The organism is Labilithrix sp., assembly GCA_019637155.1.
In the GTDB taxonomy this organism is placed as follows: Bacteria; Myxococcota_A; Polyangia; order Polyangiales; family Polyangiaceae; genus Labilithrix.
Genome location: JAHBWE010000006.1, coordinates 175893 through 198130 on the forward strand (window position 1 = coordinate 175893; position 22238 = coordinate 198130).

The 22238-nt window shown below is 71.1% G+C and carries 20 protein-coding genes and 1 tRNA gene; 9 read left to right on the plus strand and 12 right to left on the minus strand.

What is annotated here, in order from left to right:
* The first annotated feature begins 3 nt into the window (after window positions 1–3).
* A complete protein-coding gene (locus KF837_14140; GenBank protein ID MBX3228456.1) occupies window positions 4–1362 on the plus strand; it encodes a hypothetical protein in 1359 nt (452 codons plus the stop codon).
* A 292-nt stretch (window positions 1363–1654) separates the two neighbouring features.
* Here the strand turns inward: KF837_14140 and KF837_14145 are convergent, their stop codons facing one another.
* From KF837_14145 to KF837_14155, 3 genes are read right to left on the minus strand one after another with little or no spacing between them, the layout of a single operon-like run.
* A complete protein-coding gene (locus KF837_14145; GenBank protein ID MBX3228457.1) occupies window positions 1655–3835 on the minus strand; it encodes a glycosyltransferase in 2181 nt (726 codons plus the stop codon).
* 24 nt (window positions 3836–3859) lie between these two features.
* On the minus strand, window positions 3860–4837 hold the full coding sequence (gene galE / locus KF837_14150; GenBank protein ID MBX3228458.1) for a UDP-glucose 4-epimerase GalE: 978 nt from the start codon (window positions 4835–4837) through the stop codon (window positions 3860–3862).
* Window positions 4834–5448, minus strand: a complete 615-nt coding sequence (locus tag KF837_14155; GenBank protein ID MBX3228459.1) for a class I SAM-dependent methyltransferase — start codon at window positions 5446–5448, stop codon at window positions 4834–4836. Before KF837_14155 ends, galE begins: the two co-directional genes overlap by 4 nt.
* Window positions 5449–5524: 76 nt before the next feature.
* On the opposite strand from KF837_14155, the gene KF837_14160 reads away from it, so the two are divergent.
* Window positions 5525–5597, plus strand: a tRNA-Lys gene (locus KF837_14160).
* Between the two features lie 116 nt (window positions 5598–5713).
* On the plus strand, window positions 5714–5992 hold the full coding sequence (locus KF837_14165; protein MBX3228460.1) for a restriction endonuclease: 279 nt from the start codon (window positions 5714–5716) through the stop codon (window positions 5990–5992).
* Window positions 5993–6084: 92 nt separating this feature from the next.
* Here the strand turns inward: KF837_14165 and KF837_14170 are convergent, their stop codons facing one another.
* Complete coding sequence (locus tag KF837_14170; GenBank protein MBX3228461.1) at window positions 6085–6366, minus strand: hypothetical protein; 282 nt, start codon at window positions 6364–6366, stop codon at window positions 6085–6087.
* 219 nt (window positions 6367–6585) lie between these two features.
* Here KF837_14170 and KF837_14175 point away from each other — a divergent pair, with 219 nt between their 5' ends.
* From KF837_14175 to KF837_14185, 3 genes are all read left to right on the plus strand, one after another.
* On the plus strand, window positions 6586–7809 hold the full coding sequence (locus tag KF837_14175; protein MBX3228462.1) for a helix-turn-helix transcriptional regulator: 1224 nt from the start codon (window positions 6586–6588) through the stop codon (window positions 7807–7809).
* A gap of 76 nt (window positions 7810–7885) precedes the next feature.
* Complete coding sequence (locus KF837_14180) at window positions 7886–8329, plus strand: hypothetical protein (GenBank protein MBX3228463.1); 444 nt, start codon at window positions 7886–7888, stop codon at window positions 8327–8329.
* A 191-nt stretch (window positions 8330–8520) separates the two neighbouring features.
* Window positions 8521–8775: a hypothetical protein gene (locus KF837_14185; protein ID MBX3228464.1), complete on the plus strand. Its 255-nt coding sequence runs from the start codon at window positions 8521–8523 to the stop codon at window positions 8773–8775.
* A 14-nt stretch (window positions 8776–8789) separates the two neighbouring features.
* Here the strand turns inward: KF837_14185 and KF837_14190 are convergent, their stop codons facing one another.
* Window positions 8790–9710 (minus strand): LamG domain-containing protein, encoded by a 921-nt coding sequence (locus KF837_14190; GenBank protein MBX3228465.1) that lies wholly within the window; start codon window positions 9708–9710, stop codon window positions 8790–8792.
* Window positions 9711–10046: 336 nt separating this feature from the next.
* Here KF837_14190 and KF837_14195 point away from each other — a divergent pair, with 336 nt between their 5' ends.
* Window positions 10047–12761, plus strand: a complete 2715-nt coding sequence (locus tag KF837_14195) for a phosphoenolpyruvate carboxylase (GenBank protein ID MBX3228466.1) — start codon at window positions 10047–10049, stop codon at window positions 12759–12761.
* 116 nt (window positions 12762–12877) lie between these two features.
* Window positions 12878–13453 (plus strand): hypothetical protein, encoded by a 576-nt coding sequence (locus KF837_14200; protein MBX3228467.1) that lies wholly within the window; start codon window positions 12878–12880, stop codon window positions 13451–13453.
* Between the two features lie 13 nt (window positions 13454–13466).
* Here KF837_14200 and KF837_14205 read toward each other — a convergent pair whose 3' ends face one another.
* Window positions 13467–14717: a hypothetical protein gene (locus KF837_14205; protein ID MBX3228468.1), complete on the minus strand. Its 1251-nt coding sequence runs from the start codon at window positions 14715–14717 to the stop codon at window positions 13467–13469.
* A 155-nt stretch (window positions 14718–14872) separates the two neighbouring features.
* The gene (locus KF837_14210) at window positions 14873–15310 is read right to left on the minus strand and encodes a hypothetical protein (GenBank protein MBX3228469.1); all 438 of its coding nucleotides are present in this window, start codon (window positions 15308–15310) and stop codon (window positions 14873–14875) included.
* A gap of 55 nt (window positions 15311–15365) precedes the next feature.
* Here KF837_14210 and KF837_14215 point away from each other — a divergent pair, with 55 nt between their 5' ends.
* Window positions 15366–16661 carry an adenylosuccinate lyase gene (locus KF837_14215; GenBank protein ID MBX3228470.1) on the plus strand — a complete coding sequence of 432 codons (1296 nt, stop codon included), beginning with the start codon at window positions 15366–15368 and terminating at the stop codon, window positions 16659–16661.
* Between the two features lie 14 nt (window positions 16662–16675).
* Here the strand turns inward: KF837_14215 and KF837_14220 are convergent, their stop codons facing one another.
* The 5 genes from KF837_14220 to KF837_14240 all read right to left on the minus strand — a co-directional run bounded on the left by KF837_14220 (window position 16676) and on the right by KF837_14240 (window position 22236).
* Window positions 16676–18298: a serine/threonine protein kinase gene (locus tag KF837_14220; protein MBX3228471.1), complete on the minus strand. Its 1623-nt coding sequence runs from the start codon at window positions 18296–18298 to the stop codon at window positions 16676–16678.
* A gap of 52 nt (window positions 18299–18350) precedes the next feature.
* The gene (locus KF837_14225) at window positions 18351–19490 is read right to left on the minus strand and encodes a serine/threonine protein kinase (GenBank protein ID MBX3228472.1); all 1140 of its coding nucleotides are present in this window, start codon (window positions 19488–19490) and stop codon (window positions 18351–18353) included.
* A gap of 221 nt (window positions 19491–19711) precedes the next feature.
* A complete protein-coding gene (locus KF837_14230) occupies window positions 19712–20284 on the minus strand; it encodes an RNA polymerase subunit sigma (GenBank protein MBX3228473.1) in 573 nt (190 codons plus the stop codon).
* 5 nt (window positions 20285–20289) lie between these two features.
* Window positions 20290–21276: a hypothetical protein gene (locus KF837_14235; protein ID MBX3228474.1), complete on the minus strand. Its 987-nt coding sequence runs from the start codon at window positions 21274–21276 to the stop codon at window positions 20290–20292.
* A gap of 72 nt (window positions 21277–21348) precedes the next feature.
* Window positions 21349–22236 carry an alpha/beta fold hydrolase gene (locus tag KF837_14240; GenBank protein ID MBX3228475.1) on the minus strand — a complete coding sequence of 296 codons (888 nt, stop codon included), beginning with the start codon at window positions 22234–22236 and terminating at the stop codon, window positions 21349–21351.
* Window positions 22237–22238 lie beyond the last annotated feature (2 nt).

Below are 22238 nucleotides of genomic sequence, written 5' to 3' on the forward strand. Positions count from 1 at the left end.
CCGATGAACGCGCGTCTCTTGGTGCTCGTGCTCGTGCTCGTGCCGGTGCTCGGGTGTCGCGAGAAGACGAGGGGCGTCGCGAGCGAGCGGCCGGCGATCGACGCGTCGCCGCTGGTGTCGGCGGCGGTGGCTTCAGCGTCGCCGCCGCCGCCGCCCTCCGATCCGATCGTCGATCTGCTCCACACGGTCGACTGCACCGTCGCGGTCTCGTCGAAGGTCGAGAACCCGCACGACTTCCCGGAGCACCTCGTCGACGGCAAGCCGGAGACGGCCTGGAACAGCAAAACGGGAGATCTGAATGGTTTCATCGAATTTCGCGTACCGGCCTCCGCGCGCGTGACGCGGGTGGAGCTGACGGCGGGCTTCGACAAGGTCGGTCCGAAGGGTGATCTCTTCGCGATGAACCATCGCATCACGAAGGTGCGCCTCTCGCGCGGCGGCACGGTCGTGAAGGAGGTGGACCTCGATCCGTCGAAGCGATCGCTCCAGGCGATCGACGTCGACGAGCCGGGCGGCGACTTCCGGCTCGACGTCCTCGCGACGCAGCCGGGGACGGAGAAGGCGTGGCGCGAGCTCGCGGTGTCCGAGCTCCGGGTGTGGGGGCGAGCCGGCGGGGCGCCGGAGAACCCGGCGCACCTCCCGAAGGTGGCGATCGGGGCCCTCGACGGCACGCGCTCGCACGCGAAGCCGGCGAAGACCGATCCCGCGCCGGTGGGGCCGTTCGGGACGATCGAGGACCTCTGCAAGACGTACGACCGAGTCATGACGCCGCTGATCGATCTCGCGTTCCCGGGCGATCGCTACCCGGGAAAGATCGAGGGACCGCACTGCGCGGAGGACACGGTCGCGGCGGCGACGGCGACGATCGCGCAGGGCCCCTTCAAGAGCGCGAGGTTCGTGCGCTTCGACGGCGTCGAGGAGCAGCGCTCCTTGCTCGTCCTCGAGACGGCGAGCGGCTTCTCGCGGACGAACGTGGAGCTCTGGTCCCGTTTCCACGACGATCCCGGCTGCTTGCACGGCAGCCACCACGAGGTCGAAGACGCGCGTCTGGTGCAGACGTCGACGGGCCAAGACGTCGTCATCGTGCGCGTCCTCGATCGCGACGTCCGCTGGGCGCAGCTCGACCCCACCCTCCAGGGCCTCACGACGACGGAGCGCGCCTACGCCTGCCGCGTCGACGCAAAGGGCGCCGCGACATGCGACGGCCCCCTCATCACGGCCCGCGCACACCAGGGCTTCCCATCCGGCATGGTCGACCCCTCGGACGCCCGCCTCTACGTCATCGACGTCACGAAGACCCCATGGACGTCGCGACGAGAACCATCCCTCGGCCCAGCCGGCGACCTCCGCCTAGCGCCGTAGTCGCATCTTGCGTGTTTGGCGACTCGCCGCTGATTGCCAATCAGCGCCAACCGAAGATGGCAATGGCAACGGCTAGTAGCGAATACGCGGCCGCAGTAGGAGCTCGTCATCGACGCGGACGGTTCGTCCGTAGTGACCACGAACGCGGCAGTGTCGTCCGGCACGTCCGTCGGGTCCGCGCAATCAAGCGTCGGACGGCACGTCCGTCGGGTCCGCGCAATCAGGTGTCGGCCAGCACGTCCGCCGGGGCCACGCAATCAAGCGTCGGCCAGCATGCACGGTCGGTGCGCAATCAGGTGTCGGACGGCTCGTCCGTAGTGGCGGTGGGGACGGCCGACGGCGAGCGCGCGGTCTCGGGCATGGCGTCGGCTTTCGCCGCGCGCATCGCCGGCACGCTCGGCGCGCGCGGTGCGCCGCTGGGGTTCTTGCTCGGCGGCGGCGCCCCCGCCGCGGCCCGCATCGCCGACACGCTCGCCCGCTGCACCGGCGGCGCACTCGGCGTCCGCATCGACGGCGGCACCGACTTCACGGCCCCAGGCGGCGCACTCGGCGTCGCCGCACCGGGCGGCGCGGGCGGCACGCTCGGTGTCGCGGCCCCAGGCGGCGCGCTAGGCGTCGCCGCACGGGGCGGCACGCTCGGTGTCGCGGCCCCAGGCGGCGCGCTAGGCGTGCGCCCAGAAGGCCGAACCGCCGGAGCATTCGGGGTGTACCCAGAAGGCCGAACCGCCGGAGCGCTCGGAGTGTGTCCAGAGGGCCGAACCGCCGGAGCGCTCGGAGTGTGTCCAGAGGGCCGAACCGCCGGAGCGCTCGGAGTGTGCCCCGCGGGCCGGACGGGCGGAGCGCTCGGAGTGTGCCCCGCGGGCCGGACGGGCGGAGCGCTCGGAGTGTGCCCCGCGGGCCGGACGGGCGGAGCGCTCGGAGTGTGCCCCGCGGGCCGGACGGGCGGAGCGCTCGGGGTCGTGCGTGGCTCGGCTGCGACAGGCGGCGCGCTCGGCGTGCGCGGGAGCGGCGGCGGCACGCTCGCGGAGCTGGCGCTGCGCGGCGGTCCGGCGGGTCCCGTCGCGGGTGCGTGCGGCGCGGCGGGGATCGACGAGAGCGACGACGACAGCTTCAGCGGCGGCGGCTTGTTCGAGGCGGTCGCGGGCGGCGCGGGCGTCACGCTCTTCCGCGCAGGCATGTGACTCGAAATGGAAGCCTCGGCCACGGCACCCGCCGCAACAACAGCGGCGGGCGGCGGCGGCACCTCGCCAGCGGCCTGCACCCCCACGCTCGCCGACTTCGCCGCGGCCTGCACCCCCATGCTCGCCGGCTTCGCCGCGGCCTGCGCCCCCACGCTTGGCGGCACGCTCGCCGGCCTCGCGGCGGCCTGCGGCGGCACGCTCGCCGGCGTCGCGGCGGCGGTCGTGACGGACGGCGGCTTCGACGTGCGCGGTAGCGCGGGCGGCACCGACGGCGTGCGCCCCGACGGCGGCGGGAACGACGGCGCGCGGACCGCTTCGACGATGTCGTTCGTCGCGAGCTTCCGCGATCGCTTCTTCGAGCCGAAGTTGATGCGCTCCGAGAGGACGTAGAGCGGCCGCCGCTTCGACTGCTCGTAGATGCGCCCGACGTATTCGCCGAGGACGCCGAGCATGAAGAACTGGACGCTGAAGAGGAACGCGACGAGGACGACCTGCGTCGTCCAGCCGGGCACGTTCATGCCGGCCGCGTACGTGATGATCGACGCGATGGCGTAGAGGACGCTCGCCGCGCCGACGAAGACGCCGATGTACGTCGCGAAGCGGAGCGGCTGGATGCTGAACGACGCGATCCCGTCGAGCGCGAACGCGAGCATCTTCTTCAGCGGGTACTTCGTCTCCCCCGCCGCGCGCGCCGCGCGATCGTACTCGACCGCCGTCTGCTTGAACCCGACCCACGCGACGAGGCCGCGCACGAAGCGGTGGTTCTCGCGCAGCCCCGACAGCGTGCGCACGACGCGGCGGCTCATCAGCCGGAAGTCACCGGCGTCGAGCGGCACCTCGATCGGGATCAGCGCCGCGAAGACGCGGTAGAACCACTTCGCGGTGAAGAGCTTGAACCACGACTCACCGACGCGCGATCGCCGCCGCCCGTAGACGACGTCGAACCCTTGCTTCCATTTCGCGACCATCTCGAGGATGACCTCGGGCGGATCCTGCAGGTCGGCGTCCATCACGACGATGGCGCGACCGCGCGCCTTGTCCATGCCCGCCGTGATCGCGCGCTGATGCCCGAAGTTGCGCGAGAACCCGAGCACCTTGTAGCGGGGCTCGTGGCCGGCCATCCGTCGCAGGATGTCCATCGACGCGTCCTTCGAGCCGTCGTTGACGAAGACGACCTCGGTCGTGAGGCCGTCGAGCTTTCCGAGCAGCTCCTTGAGACGCACGTCGAGCTGAGGAAGGACCTCTTCCTCGTTGTAGATCGGGATGACGAGCGACAGCTCGGGGCGCGACATTGGACGGCGTTCTCGGCCGCCTTTCTACCGCATTTTGAACGCCCACGCGTCGCTCACGATCGCGTCCAGGTCGGTCCGCTCGGCGCGCCAGCCGAGGACCTCCGCCGCGCGGTCCACCTTGGCGACGAGCACCGCCGGATCCCCCGCCCGCCGCGGCGACTCCACCACCGTGACCGTCTTCCCGGTGACGCGCTCCACCGCACGGACGATCTCCCGCACGCTCGTGCCCTTCCCCGTCCCGCAGTTGAACGCCCCGGACGCCCCCCCGCGCCCGAGGTGCTCGATCGCGGCGAGGTGCGCGGCGGCGAGGTCCCGCACGTGGATGTAGTCGCGGACACACGTGCCGTCGGGCGTGTCCCAATCCGTGCCGAACATCGTGAGGTGCTTCCGCTCCCCGGCCGCGACCTCGAGCACGATCGGGATCAGGTGCGTCTCCGGCTCGTGCCGCTCGCCGAGCCCGGCCTCGGGATGCGCGCCCGCGGCGTTGAAGTAGCGGAGCGCGGCCCAGCGCAGTCCGTACGCCTTGCCGTAGGCGTCGAGCGCGTGCTCGATCGCGAGCTTCGAGCTGCCGTACGGGCTCTCGGGCCGCTTCGGATGATCCTCGTCGATCGGAACGCTCTCCGGCGTGCCGTACACCGCCGCGGTCGACGAGAACACGATCGACGGTAGCGGCGCGCCCGCCTCCTTCGCGTCGATCATCGCGTCGAGGAGCGCGAGCGACTTCATCGTGTTCGCGTGGAAGTAGAGCCGCGGATTCGCGACCGACTCCTCCACCCGGATCTTCGCCGCGAAGTGGATGACGCCGTCGAACCGCTCCCGAACGAGCAGCTCCCGCGCGTTCGCGACGTCGCCAAGGGCGAAGCTCGCGGCGGCGGGCACCTGCTCGCGGTGCCCGGTCGAGAGGTCGTCGAGCACGGTCACGCGATGCCCCGCCTCGAGCAGCGCCGCGACCATGTGCGAGCCGATGTACCCGGCGCCGCCGGTGACGAGGACCTTCTTCATCGCGGCCTCAACGCCATCGCGTGGTACCGGACGCGGTCGCTGGTGGGGCTCGAGGTGATCGACTTCGCGACCTCGACCTCGAGCCCGGCGTCGCGCGCGAGCGCGGCGTAGGCGTCGGGCGTGCGGCAGTACCGGCCGCGGTCCATCATCGCGAGCACGTTGTTGAACAGCATGCCGGGGACGAACACGATGTCGTTCGTGACGACGCGCGCGAGCCGCGGCGACCCGGCTGCCATGCGGAGCGCGCCCACCGCTTCCTCGTTCGTGAGGTGATGCAGCACACCGGACAGCACGACGCCGGTGGGCTCGAGCTCCACGACGTCGGCGGCGTGGACGACGCGGCACTCGAACCTGACGCGCGGATCGTTCCCCCACCGCTTCTCCGCCGCCGCGATCGCGACGGGGTCGGTATCGATCCCGAGGTACCGCTCGAACCGGTCGAGGTACCGGAGCGCATCCCCGGTCCCGCACCCGACGTCGAGGATCGAGTGCCGAGCGGGGTCAGGCAGCATCTCGTAGAGCGGCCGCATGTCGATCCCCCCCACGACACGCGGCCGAACCTGCTCGTAGACGAACGGATGCCCGAGGATCTTGCGGTAGAGACCGACCATCGCCGCGCGACTCTAGCACCGTGCACGGCGGCGCTTGACACCCCGCGCGCCGCTCAGTAAGTACGCGCTCCCTCACGGGCCAATAGCTCAATTGGTAGAGCAGTGGACTCTTAATCCATTGGTTTCGGGTTCAAGTCCCGGTTGGCCCACAAGATCCGCTACGAAAAAGAAGGCGTCCCAGCACTTCCAAGAGTGGGGAGGCCCCCAGGGAGGCCCAGCACTCGATGAGTCGCTGGGCCTTCGTGTTTCCTGCGCCACGAGTGACATGGGCGTCGATCTCATTCTGACAACCGCGGCTCGAAAAAGGATCGCGGTGCAAGCGAAGGGCTATCCCTCTGGGACTCGCGTCGGGATCAAAGCCATCCAAGAAGCGCACATGGGCGCCGACCTGTTTCGGTGTCACGCCGCGAGCGTGATTACAAACAGCCGGTTCACCAAGCCTGCCGTGAACGCGACGCAGAAGCTGATTGCGTCTGGTCACGACATCCGTCTCATCGACGTCGTCGGACTAGGCGGTCTGATGGCCGGACATACACAGCTCTAGTCGCGCTATCGGCTGCTTGGTTTTGCAAGCAGGTGCGCGAAGTCATCGCTCGAACAAAGGCCCAGCGCCGCCATTCGCTGGGCCCTCGTGTTTCAGCCGTTGCTTGCGGGGCGAAGCACGATCACCTCAGCGCCACCGAGGATGCTCGCCGGGAGCGGCGGGTGCGGCGTGCCGAACTTCGCGCTGACGCTCGCGGCTTTGCCCAGGTACTTCTTCGTCATCGTCACGTTCATGTGTCCGGCGACGGTGAGAAGAAAGAGTTGGCTCTTCCCTCCCACCGCCCAGCGCGTGATCGCGGTGTGACGGAGACCGTCGACGGTCTGAACTTCGAACCGGAGCGAGCGTCCCTTGTCGACCGCTTCGCCCGATCGCACGGCACCGAGGCGCGCGCCAGCGTGCTCTCGGTATAGCGACGCGATGATCCGAACGTTGAACACGCTTCGACGCTCCCATCTTCGGAGCGCGCGCCGCCATAGCGCGCTTCCGTACGCAGTGAGCTCGATCTCGACACGCGTTGACCGGCCTCGCTGTTGCGTGAAAATCTGAAGTCCGTGTCAGCGATTCGGTCCTCGGGGCGCTCACTCGTCGAGCTCGTGGATTCCATCTACGCGGAGCCCCGCGCGACGTGGCTACCGACCGTGCTCGCGGAAGTGCGGAAGCTCACGCCCGAGAGGCCCCCGGGAGTCGCCTACGTCTACGACACGCGCGGCCCGGCCGAGTCGTGGAACATCTCGTACCCCATCGTCGATGGCGGCCCCTCCGACTTCGCCGAGGCGACGTACCAGAGCTTCAAGGTCGCGCCGCTCGAGTTTCGTCGCCGGCTCTTCGCCAGCTTGAAGCCCGCGGGCCTCTACAGCGAGACGATGGGCGAGCTCATGACAGACCAGCACGCACAAGCGCGTGAAGCTAGCCACGCGGACGCCTTCTATGTCAACGCAGTCGACCCCGATGGGCGCGGCGTACTGCTCACGTTCAACGTGGGCGCGAGAGCTCGGTTGGTCCCGACCCAGCGCAAGCGGCTGTCGTTGATCGCGGCGCACGTATCCGCGGCGCGCCGGCTCTTGGCCTCCGGTCAGACGACGCCCGACGCGATCTTCACGCCGGCGGGAAAGGTCGCCCACGTCGAACGAGGTCACGAGAGCGCGCTCACCTCGCTGCGCGACCGCGTCGTCCACCTGGCGCGCGTGCGGAGAGGCGCCACGCGCACCGACCCGGACGACGTGCTGGCGTCGTGGAGCGCGCTCGTGCGCGGAACGTACACGCTCGTCGGTCGCGTCGAGTCCGACGGCCAGCGCTTCGTGATCGCCTATGCGAACGCTCCAGGCGTGCATGACCCACGCGGGCTGACGAAGACAGAGGCCGCCATCGCGGGCTGGATCGTCCGCGGTCACTCGCAGAAGCTCATCGCCTACGAGCTCGGCCTCAGCGTCGGGGCCATCAGCGGGCTCCTCGCCCGCGTCTACGAGAAGCTCCGTGTGCGTTCGCGCGTCGAGCTCGCCGCGCGTCTCGCGCCACCGGAGCGCCTCACGCGCGTCCCAGTCGATGATCGCGAGTTGCTCGTCTTCTCGGGATCACCGCCCGACGCGTCGCCCGACGAGCTCGCTTCCTTGACGCCGGCGGAGCGGCGCGTGCTGCGCGGCGTCGTGAGCGGAGAGAAGACCGCCGCGATCGCCGCAAGCCTCGGCAAGAGCGAGCACACGATCACGCACCAGATCGGCAGCGTCTTCCGCCGGCTCGGCGTGACCTCGCGCGGTGAGCTGATCGCCAAGCTCGCCGCGCGACGTTGCGACGGCGAGGAGCCGGTCCCGAGCGCATAGCGGTTTTCCTTGCATGATGACGTCGTGCGTCGCGCGGCTCGTCTCAAAACCCTAGACTTCAACCTCGAGGCATCACATGAAGCTCACCCATGTCTTCAGCACCGCGCTCGCCTTCGTGCTCGGCGGGGTCGTCACGCTCGGGATCCGTACGGCCATCGCGGCGCCGACGGCTCCGCCGAAGAGCGCCCCTCCACCCGTCGCGCCGCCGTCGGTGCAACCGTCCGCTCCGCAGACACTCCAGGCCGCCCAAGCCGCCGAGCGGCAGAAGTACTACACGGTCTCGAAGACGTTTCTCGTCTCCAGCGGAGCCGTCACGTTGGACGAAGTCGCATGCAAAAGTGCGTTCGATTTCCCCGTGACCGGTGGATGTTCGGCGCCGCAGAACAGCGGCGCGCGACTCACGATAAGTTATTCGGGCAACAGCGGCAGTTCGAGCCTCCCTTTCTACTGGCGCTGCGGGTTTTTCAACGACAGCGCGCCCGTGCAGGCCGAGGCGTCGGTCGTCTGCAAGCGGCCCTGATGCAGCGGAGAGCCGCTCCGGTCGGGCCAACGGTTGGGCCCTGACTTTGCGCTTCGAGCGCGCGCGAATTGCCGCTCTATGCGGCGATATGGGAAGAAGGCCTCGCCACCTACGTCTCCGATTGGTCGACTCCGGGCGCGTCCCGAGCGTCGTTGTTGCTCGATATTCCGAAGGGGATGGAGCAGACGTGCATGGCCAATCTCCCTTTCCTGGTCGACGACGTGACGGCCAAGCTCGACTCGAAGGACGTCGCCGACTATGGCGATTATCTCCTCTTCCGGTCGAAAGACCCTCGCCGCCCCGGCCGCGCCGGCTACTGCATTGGCTACTTGCTCGCGAAGCAGCTGCATACGCGAATGCCGATGGATGCGCTCGTCGCGCTCGAGGGAGAGACGCTGCGCGGGCTGCTCGCGGAGGCTCTGCGCACGCTCGCGCCGACGAGGTAATGGCCTATGGCCGGCTACTTCGTTTTCGCCGCGAGCGCGGAGATCTCGGCTGTGGTGAGGGCGCGCTTGTAGATGCGCACCTCGTCGATCGTTCCGGCGAAGAACTGCGTGTTGTCGCTGCGGCTGCCGATCCTGAGCGTCGCCGGGGTGTCGGTGACCATCGCGCCGAGGCCGGCCGCGGAGTCGACGAGCGCGCCGTTCAAGTAGAGGCCCGCGGCTCCCCCGCCGAACGTGGCCGTCAGGTGGACCCACGTGTTCTCGAGCTGCGACGGGCTCGAGGTGAGCGCGATCACCGCCGACGTCTCGCGGAGCTTCGACACCCACGTCTTCGACACGTCGGTCCCGATGCGCCAGCCGGCGGATGCCGTGTCGGAGGAGCGGCCGAGGACGTACGTCGAGTTCGTCGTGTTCGAGAAGGTCTTCGCGTTGACCCACGCGGCGACGGTGAAGGGCTTGCTCTCGTCGAGGTGCGGCGCGACCGCTCCGAGATCGATGTGGCTCGCGCCCGGGACGTACCCTCCGCCGAAACGTCCCGCCGTCGTCCAGCCCGCGGCCGCTCCCGCGTTGCCCCTCAAGACGCCGTGACGGTCGTTGCCCGAGCAGTCGCGCACCGTCGTTCCGGTCGCGTCGTCGAGCGGGTAGTAGGCGATGAGGTCGGGATCGCCCGTCTCCACGCAGCTCGGGGGCCCGGCATCGCCTCCGTCTTCGGTCGCGGCGTCGCCGGCGTCGCCGGTCGGATCGCCGCCGGCCGCGTCCGCATCTCGTTCCTGGACCGCGCCGTCCGCGAGCGCCGAGACGGCCGACCCGTCCAGGCCGCCCTCTCCGTCCAGCGACTCGTCGACGACGCGGAGATCGCCGACGGCCGTGAGGAGCGTGCAGCCGGTCAGCGCTCCGATCGTCGTCGCCAGCGTCAGCCGCACCGCGTTCCCCCGCATCGCTCGAGTGTAGCAGGGTCGCGGCGGCGGCTCAGCGGCAGTACGACTTCGGGAGCGGGTCGAATTCGAGCGTGCAGCGGAGGTTGCCGCAGCACGCGGTCTGGGTCTTCGCGCAACCTTCGCCCGCGCCGAGGCAGCACCGCCCGGCGCTCGCGCTTCGCACCAGGCTCCTTCTTCGCCCTCGCACGTGAACGGGCGGAACGGGGTCGTCTGCTCGCACGTCACGGCGGAGCCGTCTGGAAGACGAACGAGGAGCGTGGGCACGTCCGCGATCGTAGCGTCGCAGCGGCTCAGCATGGCATCGCGCCCGTGGCGTGGGTGAGCGACACTGCGGGGATGGCCGATCCCTTCGATGCTCTGCGGCGCGACGTCTCGTACCTCGGGCGCGTGCTCGGTGACACGCTCGTCGAGCAGGAGGGGCAGGGGCTCTTCGACGTCGAGGAGGCGATCCGCGCGCTCGCGAAGGAGCGGCGCAGCGGGGACGCCGGGGCGGAGGCGAAGCTCGAGGCCGCCGTCGCCGCGCTCGACGTCGAGACGGCGGAGCGCGTCGCGCGCGCGTTCACGCACTACTTCCAGCTCGTGAACCTCGCCGAGCAACACCACCGCACGCGGCGACGGCGCGACTACGCGCGCGAGGGGAGGGCGCAGCCCGGCTCGCTCGACGTCGTGTTCGAGACGATGGCGAAGGAAGGCGTCACCGCCGAGCGCTTCGCCGCGCTGTTCGCCGAGACGCGGGTCGAGCTCGTGTTCACCGCGCACCCGAGCGAGGCGCAGCGGCGGACCGTGCTCGAGAAGCACCGGCGGCTCGTGTCGCTCATCGCGCGGCGTGAGCGCGCGGAGCTGACGCCGGCGGAGACGGAGGAGGTGGAGCGAGCGATCCGGGAGGAGGTCGCGACGCTGTGGCAGAGCGATGAGATCCGACAAGAGAAGCCGCGCGTCGGCGACGAGGTGAAGAACGTCCTCTTCTACCTCGAGGAGATCCTCTTCCCGCTCGTCCCCCGCTTCTACGCCGCGATGGAGGCGGCGTGCGCGCGGACGTTCGGAGCCACGTGCGCGGTGCCGACCGTGCTCACCTTCGGATCGTGGGTCGGCGCCGACATGGATGGAAACCCCAACGTCACGCCCGAGGTCGCGGTCGACACCGCGCTCGCGCACGCCACGCGCGTGCTCGACCTCTACGTCCACGCGGTCGAGTCGCTCGGGAGCGCGCTCTCGCAGAGCACGCGGCGGATCGGCGTCTCGGAGGAGCTCCTGCGATCGCTCGAGGCCGACCGCGCGTCGATGCCGGAGCTCGCGACCAAGCTCGAGGCGAAGACGGAGCGCGAGCCCTATCGTCGCAAGACCAGCTTCATCGCGGAGCGGCTGCGGGAGACGCGCATCGCGCTCCTCGACGTCCGCAAGCACGGCGGCGATCCCGCGCTCCAGCCCGGCGCGTACCGCGGGCCGGACGACTTCGCGCGAGACCTCGAGGTCGTGCGCGCGTCGCTCCTCGCGAACAAGGGCGCGCGCGCGGGCGCCGAACGCGTGAGCGCGCTCCTCCGTCAGGTGCAGACGTTCCGCTTCCACCTCGCGCGGCTCGACGTGCGCATCCCCGCCGAGTGGGTGCGCGCCGACGCCCGCGTCGCGCTCGGGCTCGCCGAGGACGCGCCGCTCGACCTCGCCCAGCTCGAGCGCGATCCGGCCACGCTCGCGACGCCGGACGGCGACGGCATCCGCGCGGTCGGCGCGATCGCGCGCATCCGCGAGCTCACGTTCGACGGCGGCGCCGAGTCGTTCATCCTCAGCATGACGCGGGGCGCGGAGGACCTGCTCGCCGCGCTCTTGCTCGCGCGGCTCGCCGGGCTCTCGGCGAAGGCGATCTCGATCGTGCCGCTCTTCGAGACGCTCGACGATCTCCAGCGCTCGGCGAAGGAGCTCGATCGCGCCGCCGCGAGCCCCGTCTACGCCGCCTACCTCGCCGAGCGCGCGGGCGTGCAGGAGGTCATGCTCGGCTACTCCGACTCGAACAAGGACGCCGGCATCCTCGGATCGTCGTTCGCGCTCTACCGCGCGCAGCAGGAGCTCGTCGCGGTCGCGAGCGCGCGCGGCCTCACGCTCAAGATCTTCCACGGACGCGGCGGCTCGATCGGCCGCGGCGGCGGTCCCTCGCAGCGCGCGATCGAGAGCCTGCCCGCGGGCGCGGTGCGCGGTCGCTTCAAGCTCACGGAGCAAGGAGAGGTGCTCGGATGGAAGTACCTCGTGCCCGAGATCGCGGAGCGGAACCTCGAGCTCACCGTCGGCGGCGTGATCGAGCAGACGCTCCGCTCCGAGCGACCGCACGACGACGCGCAGCTCCGCGAGTACGAGTCCGTCTTCGAAGAGGTCGCGCGCACGAGCGTGGAGCAGTACCGCGCCCTCGTTCATCACGAGGTGTTCCCTTCGTACTACGCGGCGACGACGCCGATCGAGGAGATCCCGCGCCTCAACATCGGCTCGCGCCCCGCGCGGCGCACCGGCAACAGCGAGGCGCCGGCCGCGGCGAAGAAGGCGGTCGCGCTCGAGGACCTCCGCGCGATCCCGTGGGTCTTCGCGTGGACGCAGTCGCGTCAAATGGTCCCCGGATGGTACGGCGCCGGCCGCGCGCTCTCGTGGCTCGTGCGCGCGAAGGGCCTCGACTACGTGCGCGAGATGCGCGCGCGCTGGCCCTTCTTCGCGACGACGCTCGACGCGATCGCGGTCGCGCTCGCGCAGGCCGACGTCGCGATCGCAGCGAAGTACGCCGCCCTCGCCACGCCGGAGGAGCGGCGCCTCTTCCTCCGCATCGCGCTCGGTCATGCCCGCGCGGTGCGGGCGGTGAGCGCGATCCTCGGTCAGCCCGGCGTCCTCGCCCCCGACGCGACGCTCGCGCGCTCGATCGAGCTGCGCAACCCTTACGTCGATCCGCTCTCGTTCATCCAGGTCGACCTCCTCCGGAAGAAGCGCGCCGCGAGCGGCAAGACGCCGCCGGAGCTCCAGCGCGCGATCCTCCTCACGATCAACGGCCTCGCCGCGGGCCTCCGCTCGACGGGTTGACGACGCCGCTCACGCCCGTGACCGGCGTGAGGATCCGTCGGCGGCGTCTCCGCTCGATGCGCACGCGAGGAATGTGGGTATTTCGGTGACGGCACGCTCGCTGCCTCGTGGCGGGCATGCGCCTCCTTGCGTTTTCGTTCCTTGCTTCTCTGCTCGTCGCTGCGTGCTCGGAGGATCCATCGCCGGATCCGTCGCCGGCGCTCGAACCGGCCACGAGCGTGAGCGCCCGCGCGACGATCGGCGGCGAGACGCTGGCGATCGAGGGCGGCGTCGTGCGCGCTGGGCGCGGCTATGTCGGGGGCGTCGTCGACGCGCCTGCGCTTCACCTGGTCTTCTCCACCAAGGTCGCGGACCTCTGCGCGGCCACGAACGAAGATCGGTATCGCCGGGACGAGACGTACGTCGCCTTTCACAGCGTCGGCGCGGCCGTCGGTAGGCACGCCGTCTCCGACGTCGACCTCTTCCGCCCGCGAAGCGATTGTCCGCCCTCCGGCCGCCTCGACAAGAACCGGTCCTACGCCACGGCGACGTCCGCGACGAGGGCGACGGTCGAGATCACGCGGCTCGACGCCCAGCGGATCGAGGGGGAAGTGACGGCGGAGTTCGAGGACCTCTCCACCTTCCAGGGCACGTTCTCGCTCGTGCCGTGCGCGGGATCGTCGGGCTTCGGCGATGATCCGATCTGCGATTGAGCGTCGTCCAGGACTAGGGTGTCGTGATCGCGCGCCGGATCGTCGCGCTCGGGGCGGTGTCGTCGAACGTGATCTTGCCGTCGCGATGGATGACGCCGAGGTCGCGCCACAGCGCGGGGAGATCGATCGTGCCGGGGGCGCTCCCCATCTTCGCGTAGAGCTCGGTGAGGACCGGCACGCCCACCGCCTCGTCGCCGGTCGCGAGCGCCTTGGCGATCGGCCAGCGCACGGCGTTGGTGCCGCCGGCGGCGTTGATCCCGCGGAGCGCGTGCTCGAGGCCGTAGCGGCCGTGCGTGCGCTTGCGGATCTCGACGTCGGCGGAGAGGAAGAAGATCGCGCCGCCCCAGTAGGTGCGGCCCCAGGTGTGCGTGCGATCGAGGCCTTCGTCGCCGGCGCGCGGGAGGCCGTTCGGCGCGCCGAGGACGAGGCCCTTCCACGCCTCCTCGGCCGTGAGCCAGCCGATGCGCGCGCGCGCGAACGGCTCGACGTAGGTCGCGACGCCCTCCTCCGCCCAGTGGTGCGCGCGCGCGACGGTGGGGAACGTGAGGTGCGTCATCTCGTGGGTGAGGACCCAGTCGCGCTCGAGCGCGATCGCCGTCGCCGCCTCGCCGACGCGCATGAAGACCGCGCCGCCGCCGCCGCTCAGCGTCTTGCCTTCGCCGATCCAGCGGCCGCGGCCGGGGACGACGACGAGCAGCCAGTCCTTCAGCGGGAAGGTCCCATAGTACGCGACGACGGCCGCCTCCGCGCGCTTCGCCCACGCGGCGATCTGCGCGTCGGTGAGCGCCATCTTCCCCGGCGCGATCGCGAGCTCGAAGTTGCCCATCTTCGTCACGCGGAGCGGACCGAACACGGAGTAAGGCGAGGACCAGAGGTCGGCGAGCGTGATGTCCCACGCGTCTGGGGCCTCGCGCGAGCGGTACACGCCGGTCACGAACGTCGTGCCGGCCGCGCTCTCCACGCGGAAGCGGACGCGCGCCGCTTCGTCACGTCTCGGCGGCGTGAGGAGCCACGTCGAGGGCGGGGCGACGATGACCTCGCGCTCCTCGCTCGCGACCTCGAGCTCGTCGATGCGCCGCGCCGCTTCGCGCAGCGCGTAGCGGTAGCGGAGGCGGCACGGGCCCGCCGCGCAGGCCGCGAGCACGAACGTGCGTCCGGCGCGCGTCGCGGGCGACCAGCGCTCGAGGCCGGTGAGCGGCGTCGCCTCCACCGCCGACACGTACGGCTCGGCGCCGTCCTCGACCTCCAGCGTCTCGGCGCGCACCGAGAGCGTCGCGTCGACGTGGAGCTCGCTCGCGCCGTCGTAGCGGACCGCGTAGTCGCCGACGACGCCGGCCGGCGCGGGCGCGCGCGCGGCCGGGCTCCGGTGGTGTCCGCCGCACGAGGCGAGGAGGGCGAGGGCGAGCGCGCGCGGCGCGGTCAGCCGTACTTCTCGACCAGCTTGCCGAGCCGCGGGACCGCCTGCTCGACGTTCTTCTTCGCGGAGCTGCGGAGCTTGTCGTATGCGCCCTTCGCGGCGCCGCTCTTCGCGCGCGCCGCCTTCGCGTCGGTGATCGCGAGGAGCGCGTCGGCGACCTGGCTCGCGTGCGAGGTGAAGTACGAAGAGACGCTCTCGCCCTTCTCCTTCGCCTCGTCGTAGGTCGGCTCGAGCGCCTTCGCGAACTCGGGGAGCAGATCGTTGACGACGTTCTCGACGAAGCCGGGCTTGATGCCCTTCACCGCGCCGTAGCCCGCTTTGATCGCGAGCCCGGAGATGCCGCCCTTGTCCTTCACCTCGGCGTCGATGAGGTCGCAGCAATCCTTCACGACGTCCTTCTTCTTCGCTTCGTCCGTGAGCTTGTCGACCAGAGCACCCATGCCATCGCGCGATAGCACACCCGGCGCGCGGATGGGCGGGGTATATGGCCGGCCCATGATCCCGCGCTATTCGCCGCCCGATCTCGTCGCGCTCTGGTCCCCGGAACGTCGTTACGCCACGTGGCTCGAGGTCGAGCTCGCCGCTTGCGAGGCGATGGAGGCGGCGAAGCTCGTCCCGAAGGGCGTCGCCGCGCGCATCCGCAAGCTGAAGCTCTCGCTCGACGCCAAGCGGATCGAGGAGATCGAGCGGACGGTGAAGCACGACGTCATCGCGTTCCTCACCCACGTCGAGGAGCTCGCCGGCCCCGAGGCGCGCTGGCTCCATCGCGGCATGACGTCGAGCGACGTGCTCGACTCGAGCTTCGCGATCCTCCTCCGCGACGCGACCGATCTCCTCCTCGCCCGCACCGACAAGCTCCTCGCCGCCCTCGCGAAGCGCGCGAAGGAGCACGTGAAGACGCCGATGATCGGCCGCAGCCACGGCATCTTCGCGGAGCCGGTGACGTTCGGCGTCGTCCTCGCGGGGCACCACGCCGAGATGAAGCGCGGTCGCGATCGCCTCGCCCGCGCGCGCAAGGCGATCGCGTACGGCAAGATCGCCGGCGCGGTCGGCACCTACGCGCACCTCTCGCCCGCGATCGAAGCGGCCGCGCTCGGCGCGCTCGGCCTCTCACCCGAGACGGTGAGCACGCAGGTCGTCCCGCGCGATCGGCACGCCGAGCTCTTCGCCGCGATGGCGATCGTGGCGGCGGGCATCGAGCGCCTCGCGACCAACGTGCGCCACTGGCAGCGCTCGGAGGTGGGGGAGGCGGAGGAGGCGTTCACGGTCGGGCAGAAGGGCTCGAGCGCGATGCCGCACAAGCGGAACCCGATCCTCACCGAGAACCTCTGCGGCCTCGCGCGCGTGGTCCGTGCATTCTGCATCCCTGCGCTCGAGAACGTCGCGCTCTGGCACGAGCGTGACATCTCGCACTCGTCGGCGGAGCGGATGATGGCGCCCGACGCCACCGCGACCCTCGCCTTCATGCTCGATCGCACGCGCTCCGTCGTCGAAGGCCTCGTCGTCTACGACGCGAAGATGAAGGCGAACCTCGATCGCGCGGCGGAGCTCTACTTCTCGGAGGCGGTGCTCCTCGCGCTCGTGGAGGCCGGCGTCGCGCGGCAGGAGGCGTACGTCTGGGTGCAGCGCAACGCGATGCGCGCGTGGCGCGGCGAGGGCTCGTTCCGCAAGCTCCTCGCCGCCGACAAGGACGTGAAGAAGCGGCTCAAGAAGAAGGAGCTCGAGCACCTCTTCGATCTCGACCACGCGCTCCGGCACGCGCCGGCGATCGTGAAGCGCGCGCTCGGCTGAGTCGGTCGGGTGGGTCAGTCGCGGCGCCACGCGAGCGAGATGCCCGCGAGCGCGCCGAAGGTCGCGGTCACCATCGCGGGCAGCGCGTACGCGGGGGCGAACGTCGCCACGAGCGCGCCGGCGAAGAACACCGCCGCGCACCACGCGAACGCGCGCTGGACGAGGTACGCCGCGAGCGCGAGCTCCAGCGCGAGCACCAGCAGGTCGACCGCGATCACCTGCGGCACGGGCTGCCCGAAGCGGAGCGCGAGGACGCGATGGCCGAGGAGCGTGCCCGTCGTGACGAGGACGACCGCCACGACCCGTCCTCCGAATCGATTCGCGAAGAGCTGGCGCCGCAGCGCGACGACGCTCGCGAGCGCGCCGCCGAACACGACCGCGGAGACGGTGACGAGGTGGCGCGACGTCATCGCGCCGAACGCGCCGCCGAGGACGACGGTCGCGAGGACGACCGCGGCCGCGCCGAGCATGAACGCCACGAGCCATCGCCGCCCGCGCAGGCTCGTGCTCGGATCGAGCTCGGGATCGAGCGGCAGCTTGCGCTCGATCGCCGCCAGCATCTCCGCGAGCGAGTCGAACCGCGCCGCCGCGTGGCGCGCGAGACCGCGGAACAGGATCGGCTGGATCCACTCCGGGACCGGCGCGGCCGGCGGCCGCCGCAGCGCCCCCGCGAGCACGTTCCGCCGCAGCGAGCCTACGTCGTCCCCCGCAAACGGCGCCGCACGATAAAGCGCCCGATAAAGCGCGACCGAAAAACTGAACTGATCGCTCGCCGCCGTCACCCCCTCCCCCCCAACCCCCGCAAATTGCTCCGGCGACATGAATTGTGGCGTCCCGGGCCCCAGAAGCGGCCGCGAAAGCGGGCGCGAAGCGCCCCGAGCGCTCCGCGCGAGGGCCGTGTCTGGGGTGGGGGTGTCGGGGGCAAAGCCCCCGACGCTGAGCGAAATGCCGAAGTCCAGGACGCGGGCGCGGCCGTCGGTGCCGACGATCACGTTGCTCGGCTTGAAGTCGCGATGGATGATCGACGCGGCGTGGGCGGCGACGAGGGCGCGGCCGCACTGGACGAAGACGCGGAGGATCTCGGTCGCGCTCCGTGGCTCTTGCTCGAGCCACTCCGCGAGCGTTCGTCCTTCGACGAGCTCCATCGCGACGTAGGGGCGGCCTTCGTGCTCGCCGACCTCGTGGATCGCGACGACGTTCGGGTGGGCGAGGCGCGCGAGGGCCTGCGCTTCGCGGCGGAGGGACGGCGTTCGATCGTGGGTCGCGCGGAGGACCTTCAGCGCGACGCGGCGATCGAGCGACTCGTCGTACGCGACGTAGACGTCGCCCATTCCGCCCTCGGCGAGCTTGCGCAGCACGCGGTAGCGACCGACCTGCGCCGACTCGCGCAGCTCGGCGCCGTGCGCCGCTTCGACGAGGGTAGAGAGCGCGCGCGCCGCCCGCGCGGCGTCGGGCGCGAGGAAGTCCTTCGCCGCGGAGCGATCGCGGGCGAGCAGTCGCTCGAGCGCGGCGCGCAGGGCGGGCTCGCCGGCGCACTCCGCGTCGAGGCGGCGACCGAGCTCGGTCGTATCGAGATCGACGAGGGCGTCGAAGAGCGCCTCGAGCCGTTCCCCGTCGACCGCTGCGCCGCTCGTCATTCGTCGATTATGCGTCACCGGCGGCCGGCGACGAACACGCGCTGTCACCCGGTCAGACGAGGCGGAGGATGGTCATGACGATGCCGGCGAGGAAGCCGAGGAGGACGAGGCCGAAGCCGATCGTCATGAGGGTGGGGTGGCGATCGACGAAGCGCGTCCACTCGCCGTTCACGCGCTTCACCAACGTGATGTGGCACTGGACCGGGATCTGGCCTTCGGCGCGGCGGGCGAGCCGATCGATCATCTCGCCCGCGCTCTGGAACCGCGCGGCGGGATCCTTCGCGAGGCCTCGCCGCACGAGCCACGCGAGCTCGGCGGGGACGGCCGGTTGATGCGGGCTTCGCGCCGACGTCGCGAACGGCGGGTCCTCGTTCTTCACGCCCTCGAGCATCGCCGCGAGCGAGGCCTTGTCCGCGAGCGGGTGCTGCAGCGTGAGGAGCTCGTAGAAGAGCATCGAGAGCGAGTAGAGGTCGGAGCGCGCGTCGACCGGCTCTCCGCGCGCCTGCTCCGGCGCCATGTACGCCGGCGTCCCGACGAGCTGTCCGGCGACGGTCTGGAAGAGCGCGCCCCTCCGCGCGGGGTGCGGGCAGACCTCCTCGGCGGCGAGGTCGGTCGTCGCCGCGGCGAGGTCCTTCGCGATCCCCCAGTCCATCAGCATGACCTCGCCGTGCGGGCCGATCATCACGTTGGCGGGCTTGATGTCGCGATGGATGATGCTCCGCTCGTGCGCGAACGCGAGCGCGTCGAGGAGCGCGTGGACGATCTGCACCCGCCGCTCGAACGTGTAGCGCGCGTGGTACGCCCGGTCGCCCGCGGCGAGCTTGTCGACGACGTCCTCGAGCGTCTCGCCGTCGACGTACTTCATCACGAAGTAGTACTCACCGCGCTCGTCCACGCCGACGTCGTGGATCGGCACGATGTTCGGGTGCTCGAGCCGCCCGACGGTGCGGACCTCCTCGACGAAGCGGAGGAGCGCGGCGGGCGACATCGCCTCGGGCCGGAGCCGCTTCACCGCGACGTCGCGCTCGATGTCGTTGTCGCGCGCGCCGTGGACCTCTCCGATGCCGCCCTCCCCGAGGCGTCGCGTCCGCTCGTACCGAGGCTTCCCCGGCACGACGAGCCGCGGCGTCGGCCCACCGAGCTCGACGCGCGGCAGCACGGTCGTGCGCCCCGGCAGCGTCGCCCCTGGCACCCCAGCCTCCGCGCCCCCCTCCGTCGCAACCGTCGCATCGAGCCCGATCCCGGCCCCCGCGACAGTCTCATCGAACGCAATCACATCGATCGGCTCAGACATCCTCGCCCCCAAAGCGTACCCAAAGCGTACCCAAAGCGTACCCGTTGAGCGCCCGTCGGGCAGCCCGCCCGGGGCCCCAGAAGCGGCCGCGAAAGCGGGCGCGAAGCGCCCCGAGCGCGCTAGCGCGAGGGCCGTGTCTGGGGTGGGGGTGTCGGGGGCAAAGCCCCCGACGTTGAAAGAGAAAGCACCTCCGCGAGGAGGGCGCGGGCGAAGCGCCACTCGCGCTCCGCGCTTCGGAGCGGGATCGCGAGCGCGTCGGCCGTCTCCTCCATCGTCAGGCCGCCGAAGTAGCGGAGGACGACGAGCTCCACCTTCCTCGGGTGCTCGCGCTCGAGCGCGGTGAGCGCTGCGTCGATCGCGAGGACGTCGTCGATCGGCGGCGCGTCGTCGGCGACGTCGAGATCGGTGTCGAGCCGGAGCGGCTCCGCGCCGCCGCCGCGCTTCTGCGCCGAGCGGCGGCGCGCGTGATCGACGATGACGTCGCGCATCGCCCGCGCGGCCGCGCCGAAGAAATGGCCGCGTCCGTTCCATCCCGGATCGCGCTCGCCGGCGAGCTTCAGGTACGCCTCGTGGACGAGCGCGGTGGGCTGCAGCGTCTGCCCCGGACGCAGCCGCGCCATCTGCGCGCCCGCGAGACGACGGAGCTCGTCGTAGAGCACGGGCAAGAGCTCCTCCGCGCTTCGAGGTGCCATGACGCTCAGGAGAGCACGGGATCGGGCGGCGGCGCCTCGTCCGGATCGATCCCCAGATCGCGCCGCACGTCGTCGATCGGTCGCCTCATCTCCGGCCAGAAGTCCCAGCGGTCGGAGAGATCGCGCTTCACCTTGCTCCCGCGCTCGAGCGCGCGGATGTATCGCTCCGCGACGCCGGGGTGGCTGAAGAGGTCGTCGACGCGGTCGTGCGGGATCGGCGTCACGTTGATCTCCGCGCAGAAGAGGAGGAGCGGGAGCATCGCGACGTAGAACGGGCTCTCGCGGATGTAGCCCGCGCTGAACGCGCCGATCTGCAGCTCGCCGAGCGGCGTCGTCGCGTAGCCGCCGAGGACGTGCGTGAGGTCGTGGTAGACCCCGGCCTCCGGGAAGCCGTTGCGTTCGCCCGGGAACGAGAAGCCGTTCGTGCGGTAGTGCGTGAAGAGCGCGCGGCCGAGCGTGCCCGCGGGCAGGTCCCCGAGCGCGACGAACGGCGCCGCGACGGTCGGGTCTTCGCGCCAGCCGCGCGCGCCGAAGAGGCGGAGCGCGCCCTCGACGAGGCCGTGCTCCTCGAGCTCGGTGCGGAGCATGCGCGCGATGTTCGAGCGACGGAAGTAGTCGATCTTGCCGAGCGTGAAGTGGCGGCGCGCGAAGAGCTCGATCGTGTCGAGGCCCGGCTCGTCGACCTCGAGCTCCTTCGCGAAGCGCCGCACGGTCGCGGTCGCGGCCGCGCTCGGCTCGCCGTCGACGAGCGTCGCCACGATCATCGCGCGGACGATCTGCTCGCGCAGCGGCGGCGGGAACGAGCGCGCGAGCTCGGCCGGCTCGATCGGCGCGAGGTCGTCGACGGGGACGTCGACCCCGAGGAACGTGCTCTGGGCCGCGAGCATGAGGCGGCGCACGGCGGGGCGGAGCGGACCGTCGGAGGTGCCGACCATGTGGATCGCGCGAAGACCGAGGACCGCGAGATCGGGCGGAGGACGAAGCAGCTTCATGAGTGTCTCCTTCGACCACCGTCCGCAAAGCGCGGCCGCGCCCCGCCACGCGTCCACGATTTTTCTTCGCCGTCAGGGTCGGAGGTGCTCACGGAGGAACGCGACTTGCGCGGTGACGGCGCGCTCGAACGCCTCGCCGAGGTACACGTCGAAGTGCCCGTAGGGATACCGCTCCACCACCGCGCGCGGCATCGCCTTCGCCGCCGCCACCGCGAGCTCGGGCGGCGCGATCGCGTCGCGATCGCAGACCTGGACGAGGGCGGGCGCCGCGATCGCGGCGACGGCGCGGATCGGTCGATAGGTCGGGATGTGCAGCGCGATCCGCGCGGCGACGCGGTTGTCGACCGGCGCGTCGCCGGTGGCGAGCGCGAGGATGCCGGGCTCCGCGTCGGGCGACGTGAGCATCGCGACCGAGCCGGGCGGACCCGCGACCGCGATCATGCGCGGGGGGCGCCCGAGCCACGATCCGATCCGGTCGCAGAGGCCCGCCCAGACCAGCCGCAGAGACGCGAGGAGCGGAGTCCGGAGCGCGACCGCCCGTCCGTCGACGAACGGCGTGAGCGCGACGACGGCGGCGACGTCCCCCGCGAGCGCCGCGGCGGTGACGAGCACGTGTCCACCCGCGATCGAACAACCCCAGATCGCGACGCGATCCGGATCGACGCCGTCGATCGATCGCGCGTACGCCACCGCCGCGCGCCAGTCGGCGAGCTGGCGATCGACGTCGACGAGCGCGCGCGGCTCACCTTCGCTCGCGCCGAAGTGACGGTAGTCGAAGACGAGCGCGGCGAGGCCCGCCGCGACGAAGCGCTCGGCGAACGCGTCGAGCCGATGACCACGGAGCCCGGAGAAGCCGTGCGCGAGGACGACGCACGCGTGCGGCGCGGACGACGACGGACGGTAGAGCCACGCTCCGCAGCGGACGCCGCCGGACTCGAACGTCACGTCCTCGCGCGGCACGT